Genomic DNA, 16429 nt, shown 5'->3' with positions numbered 1-16429 from the left:
GATCTAGAAACCACCCTGATCGTAGAAGCTACGACGGCGGGAGAGTTTCAGGTCTTTCAACATAGCAGATCGAACGCGTAATTCAAAATTGTAGTTCCCGCCCCGGAGATTTTGAGCAATCGGCGTCCAGTTGAACGAAGCCTCCCAGCAGTGAAGGTTACGCGTCAGACCAATGTTCGTCAGCGAAGGAGCATTCAGTACAAAGTCCCAGCCCGTAGTAAAGGTCATGGCCCATTTCTCCGTTAGCTTGATATCGCCGTTCATACTTAACGTCTGGAACGTTTGGGCCCGGCCCAGGCCGTACTTCGTATAGCTGAAGTTATAGCTCAAGTTCACATTCCAGGGGACATCCCAGTCGATGTACAACTGCGGATTCGATTGAATAAACCGCATTTCGGCATCACTTACGCCTTCGGGTTTTTCCTTGGGCTGTTGCTGCTGTCCCTGCTTTTTCTTCTGACCGCCCTTAAAGCCCGTACTAAACCCAATCGTCATGCTTTGCAGACTGGCTAAGCCTTTACCGGAAGCTACTTTCAGACGGTTTACTCTTCGGCCACTGAGCAAATAATCATCCTGAACGACATCATAGGGGTCAAAGGTAGAGGCAAAGTTGATGTTATACTTCTTCAAAATGACCGTATTGGCTACCAACGATAAGTTCGACAGATTGAAGGAGTCGGCTAGGAAGTTGTAACTGCCCGAAAGTCCGAAGTTGTCGAAGATATTAATCTTCTGAAAGGCCTCCTTTGCCGTATCGGACTTGGCCCTGACTTTCATTTCCAGCTGGTTGGTTAAACTGAAACTGGCCGAAGCCGCCGCCCCAATGCTTCCACTGTAACCCGAAAATTTAGAAAGCAGGCGTTGATCACCTCGTTCGTTAATCTGTACTCGCTGGTAAAACTTACTCGATAAATCCGGTGTGTAACTTAAGCTGATCGAGGGAGCAAACGTATGCCGAATCGCTTCCAGACGACCCAGTTTTTTAAAGTAATACGTTCCGTATACCCGCGTATTAATGCCTAAAGAAGTAGAGTAGGCGTAGGCCGGAGACAGACGGCTGATGGTATCAACCACAACTCCACCACTATCCGATACAAAACCGGGACGTACAGACTCCAAGAGTGATCCGGGTTTTATGTAACGATAAGAATATTGTTTCGTATAGAGGTTTCCCTGTAAACTTACGCCCGGGGTTACGTTGATGTTACGGGCAATTTTAAAGTTAGGTAAGGAAATGGGAATCGAAAAGGTAGTAGTAACCTGACTATTCTTTAAAATGGTCGGTAGGTTCTCGAGGTTAAACGGAATATTTCCGGAGAGTACCCGCGTCTGAGCGTTCTCAGGCGTTGAAGTCGTACGGATATTCAACGTGTCAGGGATATAGTTGGCAATCCGAAATTCACCGGCAAAACCACTGTTACTAACTACCTGAGGCTGAATGTTGTTGCTAATATCTACCGTACTCGACAGGTTAGCTCCCAAACGGAAGGACTCATACCAGGCGGGCGTTACGGCTTTCTTCCGACGCAGCGGCTGAAACTGCGTTACGGCTGCCGTTACTCCCCCCCCAATGGTCAAGGCCTTGGTCGTTACGTTCTGGTTAATACGTACGTTGGCACTGGTTTGAATGTACTGACCGAAGTTATGCGAATACTGTACCGACGAACCAAACACGTTCTGTTGGTACCGGCCCAGACCACCCGTCGGACTCGTCAGGTTTTGCTCGTTGTTGTTGAGGTAGTTACTACTGGCAACGTTTACCGAAGCTGAGAAACTGTACGGACGACCCAGCGTCTGGGGCGTATGCGACCACTGCACACTGAAGTCATTCGAAATGGTACGGTTCGGCCCAATTTCATCCCCGGATCTATTGTGGTTATAGATCAGACTAAAACTGCCACTGTACCGGTATTTTTTAATGTAATTCCCCTGCGAACCAGCTCCCCAACCCCCTCTGGAGTAAAGCTGTCCCGTAAATCGTAAGCCCAGGTAATCGTTTACAGCCCAGTAATAGCCAAAATCCCGCAGATAAAAACCCCGGTTTTGTGGTTCCTCACCGTAGTTACCTAGGATAAATCCGGATTTTCGCTTCTCCGAAAAAGGGAAGAACCCAAATGGAAGTCCCAGCGGCAATTGGATACCGGCAATGACCAGATTAAAAGGTCCGGCAATGACCTGCCTATTATCGCCTTTGCCCTGTACGAGTTTGATTTTCGGGGCCTGAATGCCGTAGTGCGGGTGTAGTAAGTCGCAAGTCGTATAGAAGGCTCCGCGTAAAAAGAAGTTATTCGAACTGTCTTTCTTCACGATTTTTCCCCGTACGTTGCCCTCGCCCTGCTTGGTGACGATGGTTTTAATGGCCGCCCGCCGTGTCTTGAAGTTATAGCGGATTTCGCTAGTATTGTACACATCAGCCCCCTGCTCGAAAACGGGTTCACCAATGACTTTACCGGTCGAATCTTTCCGACCAATGGCGTATACCTCGTTGGTTTCCCAATTCAGCTTGATGTAATCGGCTTTCAGGTGAATATCTTCGTAATCCACCTTGGCATCTCCGTACAATTCTACCACTTTCTCGTCGGTAGTCATAATCGTTGAATCCCTGGCGAAATACTCCACCTGAGATTTCAAATCACTCTCATTTTGTAGGGAATCGGCTTTGGAAAGACGGATGGAATCAGCCGGAGCGAGCGGCTTTAGTGAATCGGGTTGTACGGGGCGTTGGACCCGGCCAAAGGGAAGAGCCATGCGTTTTGATCCCGGACGCTGTCCCCAGGCCTGCACAACACCAAGCATCACAAAAAAGATCAAAAGAAAACAGTTCTTCAACGGTCCTGGAATTTAATGTTCAATGTTTCTGGCCTTTCAGTAGACTATCGGGGAAACTTTTGGCGTTGGTATGAGTTGATTGCTAACGAACAAACTAAAAATTCCCGGTTCCGAATTTAAGAAGCGAAGATACGGCGACTGAATCATGCTTCATCGGTAAGTGACTCGCATTTTCCTTTAAATTTGTCGGGCAAAAATACATAGTAACTGTACCAACCTTCAGAAGCATGCGTGAAAAAAGCCCGTTAAAGTGTGTTAATGTATGGCCCGTACTAGGGCTGGTTTTGATTTTATTCAGTTTTCAGGAGAATACAGTGTCCGAAAGGCCTCCCGTTGCGAACCCCAACGCAGAGGCGATTCGTACTGTTGTCATTGATGCTGGCCACGGTGGAAAAGACCCCGGAGCAATTGGTAAAAATGGTACCCGAGAAAAAAATGTAGTTCTGCCGATTGCTTTGGCCGTTGGAGAAAAAATCAAAGAACATTATCCCAACGTCAAGGTCGTTTTTACCCGTAAAACGGACGTATTTGTCGAATTACACGAACGTGGAGCCGTTTCCAATCGGAATAAAGCGGACCTGTTTATGTCGATTCACGCCAATGCTCTGCCTGCGACTCGCCGGGATTTCTATGGTACGGAAACGTACGTGATGGGGTTACACAAATCGGAGGCAAACCTGGCAGTAGCGAAACGTGAAAACGCCGTAATTTTCCAGGAAAAGAACTACGAGAAGAAGTACGAAGGGTTCGATCCCAATTCACCACTAGGGCAAATCATGCTGGAAAATTACCAGAATGCGTATCTGGCGAACAGCGTGAATTTTGCTTCGAAAGTAGAACGAGCCTTTAAGCGAGCGGACCGCATCAGTCGTGGCGTAAAACAAGCCGGACTGCTGGTACTCTGGACTACCGCCACGCCTTCTGTACTGATTGAAACGGGTTACCTATCTAATCCGACCGAAGAGGCTTTCCTAGCCAGTGACGCCGGACAGGATAAACTCGCCGAAGCCATTTTCCGGGCCTTCGAGCAGTATAAAAATGAAATGGATAATTAGGTTTAAGTTGTTCGTTAGTGGTAAGGGTTATTGGTTAAGAGGTTCGGTTACTTTGCCATGTATCAGGTATCCCAACCTTTCCAGGGCATTACTAACCATAAAACGATCAACTGCTAACCAACAACTCTTCACGACCCCTTCGCATGCTTTTTCGATTGATCCGACAGAATTATTCTTTCTTCCTGCCGTATGTTTTATTACTTATCGTTGTCGGCAGTATGCTTTCTCAGCTGGATCGGACGGTACTGATGCGGTGGATTAATGGCGTCAATCATCCCTTCTGGGATGTGTTCTTTTATTACCTGACCGATCTCGCGGACGGAGCCGTGGGTTTTGGCATTGTCATTGGACTAGTATTTGTTCGGTACCGCTGGGCTCTGGCTGGTGTACTATCCTTACTCATTGCTGGCCTGTTTACGCAGCTGTTGAAACACAGTTTTTTCGAGGGAGAATTACGGCCCAGTGCCTTTTACAAAAATTCAGGCTGGGTTTTTCATACCGTCGACGGACTCAACTTACACAGCGTTAATAGCTTTCCATCCGGCCACTCAACGTCCGTTTTTGCCTTGTTTTGTCTGCTTACGTTACTGGTAAGCAACAAACACTGGGGCTGGCTATTTCTGTTTCTGGCCGTTCTGGGGGCTTATTCCCGCGTGTATCTATTCCAGCATTTCGTCGCGGATATTTACGTAGGTTCGATTATTGGTACGGTATCTACACTGCTGGTATTTACAGGACTAGAAACCTACTGGCAGCAGCATCCCAAAAAGTGGTTGGATAAACGTCTGGAATTGAGACGAAGGGTCGCCTAACTATTCACGAAAAAAGGCTGGACGGAGATCTCCCGTCCAGCCTTTTTTTCTGAAACCCGCAAGCTATCGACCCGCTCCTTCGAGCTTGTATACCCAGGCGTGCTGGCAGGGTATTGTGGCGGGCGTAACGTTCGGAGCCGCTATTGTCAGTTGGTTTCCCTTCATACTCGTTTTCACCGCTCCTTTAAAGCCCAGCAGGGAAACGCTTTGTGGTTTAGTGATGCCATCGACCGAAAGGTTATCCATCCATTCCGTCGTTAATACGTACAGGTCTTTTCCTTTCTGCGTGAAAAACAGTTTGGTACCTTTCTTGAAAGCGGGAGCTTTTTCCCAGGCCCGCGTACCGTAGATGGCATCTTTATTGACCTTAAGCCAATCGCCCATGTCTTTCAGCCGTTGCTGCATAATGACGGGAATACGGCCATCCGCGGTGGGTCCGACATTCAGTAACAGATTGCCGCCGCGAGCCACTTTCTCGATCAGAATGTGTACCAACGCCGCTGATGTAGCGTAATCTTCCAGAATCTCGGCCCGATTGTAGCCAAACGAACCGCCAATTCCCCGGCATTCTTCCCAGGGATGCGTAAATTTCGTATTATCGGCGTTCCCCGAGTGTACTAAATCGTATTCGGTTGTGTAAATGCCGCCGTGCTTCGAACGGGTTTCCTTACCCCAGCGATCATTGACCACCACAGTTTCTTTCACCGGTGACTCGTTGTACAGCCAGGCCAGAAACTCTGTACTCTTCCATACTTCCGAGGAATGGTCCCATTCGCCATCCGTCCATACGACGTCGGGTTTGTACCGGGTTACCAAGTCTTTCAGCTGGGGTATCATGTGCTCGTCTACGTAACGGTTCACGCTTTGTTTGTACAGCGGATTGTACCACTCGTATAGAGAGTAATAATAGCCCATGTGCAAGCCTTTCTCCTTGACGGCAGACGTCAGATCTCCCAGTAAGTCGCGGTGTGGACCTACGTCTACGGCGTTCCAGTTCCAGGCCTGAGCACTGGGCCAGAGCGTAAAACCTTCGTGGTGTTTCGACGTCAGTACGACATATTTCGCACCAGCCTGTTCAAAAACCTTTGCCCATTCGTCCGGCTTGAAAAATTCGGCTTTAAAGTCTTTGACAAAATCCTGATACTTGGTGTCTGTTCCATAGACACGGTTATGAAATTTCTGAAATAGCGGTGAAGTTTTGCTTTTGGCATCCTGCCACTTTTGCCAGTACCATTCTGAATATTGATCGTAGACGCCCATGCCATCGCGGGCGGTAGGAGCGTAGGAGGGTACGGAAAATAGTCCCCAGTGAATAAAAATGCCAAACTTGGCGTCTTCAAACCAATTCGGAACGGGCCGTGAATCGATGGAGGCCCAGTTAGCTTCGTAGGTCTTCTGAGCCATAGCAAAACAGGAACAAACGCTCAGCAAAGCGGAAAGCAGTACTTTTTTCATAGAGTAAGAACAGAGGTTTTTTACAAAAGAAGAAAAGAAACCTTTGCTACCCTTTTTCTGGATGATTACCAGACGTCTTCAAAATGTACCAGCTCTTCTGATTTCCACGTCACGACTACCGCGACTACATCAAAGCGGATGGCCCCCCGCCAATTGGTTTCATAGACATACTGATCGGCGGCCTGGCGTAGCAACGTTTCTTTTCGGGCGGATACAAAGGCTTCCGGAAAACCAAACTTCAGATTGGTACGAGTTTTCACCTCCATAAAGACCATCCACTGTTCGCGACGTACATGAGATCAACCTCCGCCCGCCCGGCCCGGTAATTACGAGCGACGATTTCGTACCCTTTCTGCTCCAAGAAGCGAGCGGCCAGAACTTCCCCCCGTTGTCCAGTCTGTAGATGCGTTGGCACAAAAATGCTGTAGGCTGATGGAATGTACGGAAAAGATGCTAAGATTTGCTGAAGTACGGATGCCGTTCCATAGTTCGTTATACATACTGATTAAGCTTGAATCCATGAAACCCATTCTTACAATTGAATACTGCCCTCGCTGTGGCTGGTTACTGCGATCGGCCTGGCTAGCTCAGGAATTATTGACGACGTTTTGGGAAGAGCTGGGAGAAGTTGGCTTGCGTCCAGCTGAAGTTTCCGGTACTTTCAAAATCTACCTGAACGGGCAGGAAATTTTTGACCGGAAACAAGCCGGTGGTTTTCCCGAAATCAAAACCTTGAAACAACAGGTACGAGATTTAATTGCTCCGGCAAAATCCCTCGGTCATTCCGACCGAAAAACGGAATAGTAGCTTTGCTTAACCCAAACTAGTTTACCTCTGATGCATTCAACTTTGAACAAAACGGCACCTCTGCTGGGCTGCCTACTGGCTTTTAGCTTATTCTCCGCCTGCCAGTCACCCAAGAAAGAAAAGAAGACAAAGGAAACTGTCGCCGTACAGGCCCATACGCTCAAACCGCTGGACTATGACTTGCAGCATCCCGTCAAAGTCTCCAGTCTTCCTCCGGTTTTAAAGGAGATTTCGGGTATTACGTATGTGAAACCAGGTCAGCTGGCGGCCATTAATGACGAACAGGGCGATCTCTTTTTAATTAATTACCAAACCGGAAAAATGACCGAACAGCGGATTTGGGGCAATGCTGGCGACTACGAAGATATTGTTTACCACGAAGGCAAATTCTACGTTCTACGAAGCGACGGGCAGCTTTTCATTTTTACGCTCAATCAAACGTATTTACCCGGCGGCGTCATTAGCGGTGAATCCAAGAGCATTAAAACGTTTAATCTTCAATTGCCCGGTCAGAACGAAGTGGAAGGCCTGACGTTTGATAGCAAAACGGGGTGGTTTTTTGTGGCGGCCAAAGAAACCAAGAACGCCAAAAATGAGCGATACGTGTATTTCTACGATCAGCAGAAAAATGCTTCCTGGAAAGGAATTGTCTTACGGAAGAAGAGTTTTGAAGAAGTTGGTTTGACGGGGAAAGATACCGAGTTTAAGCCTTCGGCCATTGCGACGCACCCCCAAACCAAGGAAGTGTACATTCTCGCTTCGGTCGGCCATAAATTACTGGTACTCGACCGGAAAGGCGGCAATTTTGTAGCCATCGAAAAACTGGACCCCAAAGTATTCGAACAGCCCGAAGGCATTTGTTTTGCCCCGGATGGTACCCTCTTCCTTTCGAGCGAGGGAAAGAAAGGGCCCGGAAAAATCTGGCAGTTTAAGCCCAGAACGGAATAAGAACGAAGGAATATAAAACAAAAAGAGAATCTTGCCTAAGGCAGGATTCTCTTTTTGAAAGGTCAATACGGAACAAAGACTATTTCTTACCGTAACGTTTGTTGAATTTATCAACGCGACCAGCCGTATCGAGCAGTACGTTCTTACCGGTGTAGAAAGGGTGAGATTGTGAAGAAACCTCGACTTTCACTACAGGATACGTTTTGCCTTCGAATTCAACCGTGTCTTTCGTCGTAGACGTAGAGCGGGTCAGGAATTTGTAGTCGCTTGAAAGATCCCAAAATACCACCTCGCGGTACTCAGGATGAATATCTGCTTTAGCCATTATATTGATTGTTAGTCAGTTACGATCTTTGCACAAATAGGCCGCAAAAATAATCATCTTTTGGGAATGTAACAAAGGTTGTCCTGATGTTTTCTTTTTTTTATTCTATAAAAATATTCTTCGTATACGCATTATCAAACGTAAATCCAAATACGAACAATCATTCGAAAGGGTAACTTTTTGGCTCTGAATGAACTTTATTTTTTATATTTTTTTTTACCCTTCCCGAGTAGAAGTTATTGGCGACTTAACATTAATTTCACATTCAGAAAGCATACTTCGCCAACTACTGGTATCCTCCACTGAAGCTATTGGTCCGAGTTTTTAGGATATACCCCTTCGTGGGTAAGGCTTCAGCTTAATATATCTATCCAATTTAAGAAATAGAGTAATTTCATCTATCTTCTAATTTGCTGACAATATGCACGTTATCAAAAGAGATGGCCGACGCGAATCGGTGAAGTTTGACAAAATTACTGCCCGGATCGAACGCCTGTGTTACGGCTTAGATCCCGCCTTTGTTCAGCCCATCGAGGTAGCCATGAAGGTCGTATCCGGTATTTACGACGGCGTAAATACGGTAGAGCTTGACAACCTGGCCGCTGAGACAGCCGCCTCCCTTACTACGCGTCACCCCGACTACGCGACACTGGCGGCTCGCATCGCTATTTCTAACCTGCATAAGAACACGCAGAAGTCGTTTTCGGCGACGATGAAGCAGCTGTATCATTACATCGATCCTAAAACGAGCGAAAATGCTGCGTTGATTTCTAAGGAAACGTACGATGTAGTGAAGAAGCATGCGGCCTTGCTTGATTCTACCATCATTTACGATCGTGATTTCGGTTATGATTACTTCGGTTTCAAGACACTTGAGAAGTCGTACTTACTGAAAGTCAACGGTAAAATTGCTGAGCGTCCGCAACATATGCTGATGCGGGTAGCTATTGGCATTCACGGAAATGACATTGAATCGGCGATCGAAACGTATAACCTGTTGTCTGAACGCTGGTTTACGCACGCGACGCCCACGCTTTTCAACGCTGGTACGCCAAAACCCCAGTTATCTTCCTGCTTCCTGCTGACCATGCAGGATGACAGCATCAATGGAATTTACGACACGCTGAAGCAATGTGCCCTGATTTCACAATCAGCTGGTGGCATTGGTTTGAGCATTCATAACATCCGGGCAACGGGTAGCTACATCAAGGGTACGAATGGAACTTCGAACGGTATCGTACCGATGCTTCGGGTATTCAACGATACGGCTCGTTACGTCGATCAGGGAGGTGGAAAACGGAAAGGTTCTTTCGCCATGTACATTGAGCCCTGGCATGCCGACATCTTCGACTTCTTACAACTGAAGAAAAATCACGGTAAAGAAGAACTTCGGGCCCGCGATTTATTCTTCGCTCTCTGGGTACCTGATTTATTCATGAAGCGGGTGAAGGAAAATGACGTCTGGTCATTGATGTGCCCCCACGAATGCCCTGGTTTGTCGGATGTATACGGTGATGAATTTGAAGCTCTCTACGAAAAATACGAACGCGAAGGCAAAGCCCGTCGCACGGTAAAAGCTCAGGATCTTTGGTTTGAGATCATGGAATCTCAGATTGAGACGGGTACGCCCTACATGCTCTTCAAAGATCATGCGAACCGCAAGTCGAACCAGAAAAACCTGGGTACGATCAAGTCTTCAAACCTCTGTACAGAAATCATCGAGTACACGGCAGCGGACGAAGTAGCGGTATGTAACCTGGCTTCGCTGGCCCTGCCCAAATTTGTGGAAAAAGGTGAGGATGGATTCCTGCGTTTCAACCACGAAAAACTGTATGAGATTACGAAAGTTGCTACGCGTAACCTCAACAAAATCATCGACATCAACTATTATCCCGTACCCGAAGCCGAGCGTTCGAACAAACGTCACCGTCCGATTGGTTTAGGCGTACAGGGTCTGGCGGATACCTTCGTACAACTGCGTATGCCGTTTGAAAGCGAAGAAGCCCGTCAGCTTAATAAAGATATTTTCGAGACCATCTACTTTGGAGCCATGGAGGCTTCGATGGAAGAGGCTCAGAAATACGGTGCGTACGAAACTTGGGCGGGTAGCCCCATTTCACAAGGTATCTTCCAGTTCGATATGTGGGGTGTGAAGCCTACATCCAATCGTTGGGACTGGGAATCGCTGCGTGAAAAAGTAAAAACGCACGGTGTTCGTAACTCCCTGCTGGTTGCTCCGATGCCTACGGCTTCGACCAGCCAGATTCTGGGTAATAACGAATGTTTCGAACCGTTTACGTCAAACATCTACGTACGTCGCGTACTTTCCGGCGAATTCGTAGTCGTGAACAAGTACTTGTTGCGTGACCTTGTGAAAATGGGCTTGTGGAACGAAACGATGAAAAATAAACTCATCGCGGCGAACGGTTCCGTACAGAATATTCCTGAAATCCCAGCGAACCTGAAAGAACTCTACAAGACGGTTTGGGAAATCAAGCAGAAAACCATCATTGACATGTCAGCCGACCGGGGAGCATTCATTTGCCAGAGCCAGTCGCTGAACATCCACATGACGGATGCCAACTTCGGTAAAATCACGTCCATGCACTTCCATGCCTGGGAACGGGGACTGAAAACGGGTATGTACTACCTGCGTACCAAAGCCGCTGCCGATGCCATTAAGTTTACGGTGGAAACGCAGGCTCAGGTCGCGATTCAGCCCAGCACGGCAACCGTTCACGAAAAAGCCATGAACTACCTGGCCACGCCAGAAGCTCAGGCCGCTCTAGCTACGAAAGAAGTAGAGCCCGTGAAATGGTCCGAAGAAGACGCGAAGGCAGCGATTGCCTGCTCGCTGGACGATCCGGAGGGATGTGAGATGTGTGGATCGTAATTGATTCAATTAAGCTATAGAAAAAGGCAGACGCTAGTGTCTGCCTTTTTTCATTTCCTACAGGGCAACCCCGCCCCTTCATCGTCTCTCCGATAACCTACTTCGCTGGACTGATGAAAAAATACCTCTGGACTTTAGTACTCTTACCTTATTCTTTATTCGCCCAACGCATTGACCGTAAAGCTCTTGTGGAGCGTCATTCGGTTATCACTACAAAGATGGATACGCTAGCTTCCGTTTCGGTGGGAAATGGCAGTTTCGCCTTTACTGTTGATGCTACGGGATTACAAACCTTTCCTTCGTATTACGCTCAGGGCGTACCGCTGGGTACGCAGTCGGAGTGGGGCTGGCACAGTTACCCTAATACTGAAAACTATACGCTTCAGGAGTCGCTAAAACCGTACCCGCATCAGGGTCGTCAGGTGACCTATGCCGTTCAACGAGGGACAAGCACTCGTGAGAAACAGGCCGTCGATTTCGTCCGGCAAAATCCGCATCGGTTACAACTGGGAAATCTGGGACTGGTACTACTGAAAAAGGACGGTTCGGAAGCCCAACCTGGCGATCTAACAACTATTCGTCAGGAGCTGAATATGTGGACCGGGACCGTAAAAAGTCATTTTGAACTGGAAGGAATACCCGTGGACGTACTGACCTACGGCCACCAGACGCAGGATGCCGTCGCTACTCAGATTCAGTCACCTTTACTGGCTCAAAATCGATTGAAAGTTCGCCTACGGTTTCCGTACCCAACCAATGAGTTTGTCGATGCTGGAGCGAATTATACGCATGCCAATCAGCATACCTCGCGTATCGTCAAACAAGCGGCCACTACGGCTCAGATTGATCATCAGCTGGATCAGGATCATTACTCAGTAGTTTTAAATTGGGCGGGAAAAGCTACGCTACAGGCTGCTCAATCCCACGAATTTCTGTTGAGTAGTACAGAACCGACTCTTACGCTTAGCTGTCTTTTTACGCCTCAGGGGGGTGCGGCTCCGAGTTTTGCTCAAACGCAAACCAGCAGTAGCAACGACTGGAAAAAATTCTGGACATCCGGAGCAGCCATCGATTTCTCGGGCACTGCCGACCCCCGTGCCAAAGAACTCGAACGACGCATTATTCTTTCCCAGTACCTGACCAAAATCAACTGTACGCAGGCCATGCCGCCGCAGGAAACGGGTCTTACGTACAATAGCTGGTACGGAAAGCCGCACCTGGAAATGCACTGGTGGCACGGCGTTCATTTTGCTTTATGGGGGCGAACTGAACTTCTGGAGAAAAGCTTGGACTGGTACCAGAAAACGGTCGAAAAAGCCCGGGCAATTGCTCAGCGGCAGGGGTACCAGGGCGTACGCTGGCAAAAAATGACCGATCCGGAAGGCAATGAAACGCCTTCGTCGGTAGGAGCCTTTCTGATTTGGCAACAGCCGCATTTCATTTATCTGGCTGAATTATGTTACCGAAATCAGAAGAATCCCTCGGTATTGAAAAAGTACGCCGAGCTGGTGGATCAAACGGCAACGTTTATGGCCTCGTATGCCACGAAAGAAGGCGACCGCTACGTACTAGGCAAAGGGCTGATTCCGGCTCAGGAATGTTTTAAACCCGAAGAAACCTACAATCCCACCTTCGAGCTGGCGTACTGGCGTTGGGCTCTGGAAACGGCTCAACAATGGCGGGAGCGACAAAAGCTTTCCCGTAAAAAAGAATGGGATGAGGTTCTGCAAAAACTTTCGCCGTTACCTCAGAAAGATGGCGTGTATTTAGCGACGGAAAGTGCTCCCGATTCGTATACTAATCCCGAACGCATGATTGATCACCCTGCTGTACTGGGGGCCTTGGGTATGATGCCTTTGCAGGCAGGTACGGATTCGTCAACCATGCACCGTACGCTCGACGTCATCTGGGAAAAATGGAACTGGGATCATACGTGGGGCTGGGATTTTCCCTTAACGGCCCTGACGGCCATTCGTCTGTACCAGCCCGAACGAGCCCTTGAAGCCCTGCTGATGCCCGTTCAGAAGAATACTTATTTGCCCAACGGTCATAATTTCCAGGACGGCCGCTTACGAATTTACCTGCCCGGAAATGGCGGATTACTCACCGCCGCTGCCGCACTCTGTGCCGGTTTCGATGGGAATACAAAAATCAATCCGGGATTACCCAAAGGCTGGAAGGTCCGCTGGGAAGGCTTGCAAAAGATGCCCTAGCGTTAGGTTATCAAAAAGGCCGCTTTCATACCTAATGAAAGCGGCCTTTTCAGTATGGACTTCGTCCGTAATTAGGGGAAAGTGCTAAGCAAGCTTATCGTTCCCGATGCGTATCCAACAACGCCTCCCTCGTGATTGGCATTGGGAATGGGAAACAATCGAACAGTCGTTGCCCCACGAGCTGCCATGGCTTCAGCCGCACTCTGGGAGTTAAAGAAAGGGACGAGATCATCCGCCGTTCCGTGATACAGCCAGAGCGGTGTTTTGGGTTTCCAGTCGTAAACGTCGTTATCTTTTACCGCATTCAGGAAACCGGTTTCTGTACCGTCGTTCACCGCCTTCTTAAAGGCATCCGTGAACGTATTCGTAATATTGGTATTGATTGTCAATTGACCCAAATCACTTACGTGTTTAACCGTCGCTGGAATCTGCGAAGCATACGGCTCTTTAAAATAGTAACTAGCCGGACGATTGAGGCCATAAATACGATTATAGGTCAATAAAACCCAGGCGTATAAACGGTTATACCCGGCAGTTTTAGTAGTCGTGGTTTCGTTAATGATCGACTTCATAAAAGCCGTTTTATTATACGCTCCTGAACCTACCGAAACCGCCCGTAGAGTGAACTCACCACTCGCTTCTTCCTCAATTTTTTTCAACAAAGACATCGTCGCGTAGCCTCCTTCGGAATAGCCGGTTAAGTACAGACGTTTGTCCCAGGCAGTCGTATTGTTCTTAGCAAAATATTCCTTAGCCGCCCGCAGAAAATCAAGACTAGCTTGGGAAAGACCTTGCCGATGTTCGTACGTATGAGCCAGATCTTTTGAAGCTCCGTAGCCAATATAATCCGGTGCGACAGCAACGTAGCCCAATGAAGCCATTAAGGTCGTTAATTGGGAATCCGTCCCCGAACCAAAGTTAGAAGGAGCCTGCGATTCGCTTGATAAGGTACCATGCTGGTAACTAATCATCGGTACACCACTGGCCCCCTGCGCTAAGGTTGGAATAACTAAAGCCCCCGAAGCCTGAATTTCTTTCCCATCCGTATCTTTCGTTTTGTACGTAATTCGATAGGTAGTCACGCCATAACGCACCAGGGCCTGATACAGGGGATTGGACCCTACCGCTTTGGCAACTTCCTCTTTGGTTAGTGTTTTTATGGTCTCCGCCTGTACCAGATACTGATCAGGTTCGGTTGGTTTAGGATCATTGCCATCCCCGCAAGCCATCAGGTAACACGCCATTACCAGCATCGGAAGCCAGCTACGGAAAAATAAACGTTGTTTGTTCATGGTAGATATAAAAATAAAAGAGGGTAAGCTCAATTTTAGGATATACAGTATTTATTAAAAACACTTCGCCAGTGCGTATCACGCGTATCTTGGGGAATCCGTTTACTTTTATCAGCGTCAGCAAGTTGTAGTATTTTAAGCGAACTTCCTTGATCTAGATCACATTCCTTCGCCGATTTCTAAGCTCTACGAACGTATTCAGCCCGCTCATAGGAATAAAAATCATCTTGTATCCACGGCTTTTTCAAAACGTTAATGCTTCTTTTCAGCACTGAATAACTGAAGAGCAGGCTTAGGCAAAAAGATCCCTATTCGAGTAGGATGACAAAAAGTAAAAAATTTTACGCTGCAGGTTTGCCTTTATAAAATTCAATTAAAGCCCAATAAATGATTAAACGAACCCGTAGTCTTTGCGTCTATTTACTCAAATTTTGTTTTTCGTAACTTGGGTACTCGAAAAGTAAAGTGTCATTGAAAAACAAATAACCCTTGTATTGAGTTCTCTATTCTGTTAGATACAAAATCAATCCTAGCCGATTAGTGCTATTTCGAGTAACGCCTAAAGTCCCTTTGCTGAAATAATTTAATTTATCTACGGGTAGGAATTTGATTTTTTAATCATAAAACAGATATTTGTTTCGTTACAATACACAAGCAGCACAATTAATTATTTTATCCTTCATGAAAAAAAAATCAATTCTTTTCTTTTCTCCCACTGATAATGTAGAAGAAAAGAAGAAATCATCCAAATCAAAAGAAGCAGTTACTACTTCAATTTCTAAAAAGGGGAAATTACTTTTATCCCCTGCTGTACTTGAATTATTGGAAGCTGATCCTAGCTCTGCGAAATTCAAAGTAGGTACGGAAGAACGGAAAAGAGGCGTTGGCTCTTTCTTCCTGGTAAAGGCTGATGATGCCGATACGGATGCTTTTTCCGTGGCTAAAAGTGGCCGTGGTCATGGTATTGCTTTAGGAGCTATTTTTGACAAAGTGGGTCTTGATTATTCTACGTATGATTATACGTTTGAAATCAAACCATTCTCGTACGAAGAAGAGGGTATTAGCGGCTATGAGCTTTCATTGAAAGATAAAGCTCCGCGTACGGCAGCTACTTCTGGTGAAGAAGAGTAACTATATACGCATGAATTAAAAAGCACGGCTGAATAATCAGCCGTGCTTTTTAATTTTAGATCAAACAATATTTGATAGATAACTTATCAAGGGAAAATAGATTGTTCGATTTGTTACTAAACGTTAATCAACTGAGTTTACTAATTCGGAAAAAATACGTATTCAACAGGTCAACCTTCCGTTAGATTTCTGAGAAGAAAGTCTTCCTTTTCGAGAAGTAGGTGGCTATAAAATAGCTCTCGAACTTTTTATAAAAAGTTAAAGGTAGTTTCAATACCGCTCGATAATTACTCGTTTCTATGCTTAAGAGTCCTGCTTGTATGCCGACTTGGTAGTATGCGGTGGGGTTTGCTCGGAGGGTAAAGCTTCAAAGCTGAGTCGAGAGTACCTACTAGAGAAAAATGGACTTTTCCCGGCTAAAAAGAACCATCTTCCTGCAAAATCCCGTATATCTGGTAATAGCATACTAAAAATCAGTCTGATATATTTGCAGCAAAATTGAAATTGCTTTTAACACATCCCCTTTAAATTATCAGTTGTAGAATCATGAGAAAAGTATGGGTAATGATGGCCCTGTCGGTGGCCGTTGTGAGTCAGTCCTGCGTAAGCAAGAAAAAAGCATCCGCCTTGCAAGCCCAGGTCAATGACCTCAAAACCGAAAACACCCGC

At 46.9% G+C, this 16429-nt stretch carries 13 protein-coding genes; 7 read left to right on the top strand and 6 right to left on the bottom strand.

Translation table 11 applies throughout. The annotated features are described in order from the left end of the window. Positions 1–3: 3 nt before the first annotated feature. Entirely contained in the window at positions 4–2748 is a 2745-nt protein-coding gene (locus tag C5O19_RS25555; RefSeq protein WP_243406519.1) for a putative LPS assembly protein LptD, read from the bottom strand. 308 nt (positions 2749–3056) lie between these two features. Between C5O19_RS25555 and C5O19_RS25550 the strand changes: the two genes are divergently transcribed. Together C5O19_RS25550 and C5O19_RS25545 are read left to right on the top strand one after the other, a co-directional pair. Next, entirely contained in the window at positions 3057–3884 is an 828-nt protein-coding gene (locus C5O19_RS25550) for an N-acetylmuramoyl-L-alanine amidase family protein (protein WP_104716204.1), read from the top strand. A 143-nt stretch (positions 3885–4027) separates the two neighbouring features. Beyond that, complete coding sequence (locus C5O19_RS25545; protein ID WP_104716203.1) at positions 4028–4696, top strand: phosphatase PAP2 family protein; 669 nt, start codon at positions 4028–4030, stop codon at positions 4694–4696. Positions 4697–4759: 63 nt separating this feature from the next. Here C5O19_RS25545 and C5O19_RS25540 read toward each other — a convergent pair whose 3' ends face one another. The 3 genes from C5O19_RS25540 to C5O19_RS26430 form a co-directional block, all read right to left on the bottom strand. Further along, complete coding sequence (locus C5O19_RS25540; protein ID WP_104716202.1) at positions 4760–6151, bottom strand: alpha-L-fucosidase; 1392 nt, start codon at positions 6149–6151, stop codon at positions 4760–4762. A 65-nt stretch (positions 6152–6216) separates the two neighbouring features. After that, a complete protein-coding gene (locus C5O19_RS26435) occupies positions 6217–6417 on the bottom strand; it encodes a YraN family protein (RefSeq protein WP_262509744.1) in 201 nt (66 codons plus the stop codon). Then, positions 6408–6566 carry a YraN family protein gene (locus C5O19_RS26430; RefSeq protein ID WP_262509743.1) on the bottom strand — a complete coding sequence of 53 codons (159 nt, stop codon included), beginning with the start codon at positions 6564–6566 and terminating at the stop codon, positions 6408–6410. The genes C5O19_RS26435 and C5O19_RS26430 overlap by 10 nt, the downstream gene beginning before the upstream one ends. Positions 6567–6670: 104 nt before the next feature. On the opposite strand from C5O19_RS26430, the gene C5O19_RS25530 reads away from it, so the two are divergent. Both C5O19_RS25530 and C5O19_RS25525 read left to right on the top strand, forming a co-directional pair. Beyond that, positions 6671–6955, top strand: coding sequence for a SelT/SelW/SelH family protein (locus tag C5O19_RS25530; protein WP_104716229.1), 285 nt, complete (start codon positions 6671–6673; stop codon positions 6953–6955). Positions 6956–6988: 33 nt separating this feature from the next. Next, positions 6989–7906, top strand: a complete 918-nt coding sequence (locus C5O19_RS25525) for an SdiA-regulated domain-containing protein (RefSeq protein ID WP_104716201.1) — start codon at positions 6989–6991, stop codon at positions 7904–7906. A gap of 79 nt (positions 7907–7985) precedes the next feature. Here C5O19_RS25525 and C5O19_RS25520 read toward each other — a convergent pair whose 3' ends face one another. After that, on the bottom strand, positions 7986–8231 hold the full coding sequence (locus tag C5O19_RS25520) for a type B 50S ribosomal protein L31 (RefSeq protein ID WP_094814378.1): 246 nt from the start codon (positions 8229–8231) through the stop codon (positions 7986–7988). A 421-nt stretch (positions 8232–8652) separates the two neighbouring features. Here C5O19_RS25520 and C5O19_RS25515 point away from each other — a divergent pair, with 421 nt between their 5' ends. Continuing rightward, positions 8653–11124, top strand: coding sequence for a ribonucleoside-diphosphate reductase subunit alpha (locus tag C5O19_RS25515; RefSeq protein WP_104716200.1), 2472 nt, complete (start codon positions 8653–8655; stop codon positions 11122–11124). A gap of 113 nt (positions 11125–11237) precedes the next feature. Then, positions 11238–13337: a hypothetical protein gene (locus C5O19_RS25510; protein WP_104716199.1), complete on the top strand. Its 2100-nt coding sequence runs from the start codon at positions 11238–11240 to the stop codon at positions 13335–13337. 71 nt (positions 13338–13408) lie between these two features. Here C5O19_RS25510 and C5O19_RS25505 read toward each other — a convergent pair whose 3' ends face one another. Further along, positions 13409–14629, bottom strand: a complete 1221-nt coding sequence (locus C5O19_RS25505) for an alpha/beta hydrolase family protein (RefSeq protein ID WP_104716198.1) — start codon at positions 14627–14629, stop codon at positions 13409–13411. Between the two features lie 681 nt (positions 14630–15310). Between C5O19_RS25505 and C5O19_RS25500 the strand changes: the two genes are divergently transcribed. After that, on the top strand, positions 15311–15760 hold the full coding sequence (locus C5O19_RS25500) for a hypothetical protein (protein ID WP_104716197.1): 450 nt from the start codon (positions 15311–15313) through the stop codon (positions 15758–15760). Positions 15761–16429 lie beyond the last annotated feature (669 nt).

This window comes from Siphonobacter curvatus (assembly GCF_002943425.1).
In the GTDB taxonomy this organism is placed as follows: domain Bacteria; phylum Bacteroidota; class Bacteroidia; order Cytophagales; family Spirosomataceae; genus Siphonobacter; species Siphonobacter curvatus.
This window is presented reverse-complemented; position numbering and strand designations above follow the sequence as displayed.

Bases quoted from the DNA above. Each gene is read 5' to 3' on its own strand.
- C5O19_RS25555 (WP_243406519.1), bottom strand. From the start codon at position 2,748: ATGGCTCTTCCCTTTGGCCGGGTCCAACGCCCCGTACAACCCGATTCA.
- C5O19_RS25550 (WP_104716204.1), top strand. From the start codon at position 3,057: ATGCGTGAAAAAAGCCCGTTAAAGTGTGTTAATGTATGGCCCGTACTA.
- C5O19_RS25545 (WP_104716203.1), top strand. From the start codon at position 4,028: ATGCTTTTTCGATTGATCCGACAGAATTATTCTTTCTTCCTGCCGTAT.
- C5O19_RS25540 (WP_104716202.1), bottom strand. From the start codon at position 6,151: ATGAAAAAAGTACTGCTTTCCGCTTTGCTGAGCGTTTGTTCCTGTTTT.
- C5O19_RS26435 (WP_262509744.1), bottom strand. From the start codon at position 6,417: ATGGAGGTGAAAACTCGTACCAATCTGAAGTTTGGTTTTCCGGAAGCC.
- C5O19_RS25530 (WP_104716229.1), top strand. From the start codon at position 6,671: ATGAAACCCATTCTTACAATTGAATACTGCCCTCGCTGTGGCTGGTTA.
- C5O19_RS25525 (WP_104716201.1), top strand. From the start codon at position 6,989: ATGCATTCAACTTTGAACAAAACGGCACCTCTGCTGGGCTGCCTACTG.
- C5O19_RS25520 (WP_094814378.1), bottom strand. From the start codon at position 8,231: ATGGCTAAAGCAGATATTCATCCTGAGTACCGCGAGGTGGTATTTTGG.
- C5O19_RS25515 (WP_104716200.1), top strand. From the start codon at position 8,653: ATGCACGTTATCAAAAGAGATGGCCGACGCGAATCGGTGAAGTTTGAC.
- C5O19_RS25510 (WP_104716199.1), top strand. From the start codon at position 11,238: ATGAAAAAATACCTCTGGACTTTAGTACTCTTACCTTATTCTTTATTC.
- C5O19_RS25505 (WP_104716198.1), bottom strand. From the start codon at position 14,629: ATGAACAAACAACGTTTATTTTTCCGTAGCTGGCTTCCGATGCTGGTA.
- C5O19_RS25500 (WP_104716197.1), top strand. From the start codon at position 15,311: ATGAAAAAAAAATCAATTCTTTTCTTTTCTCCCACTGATAATGTAGAA.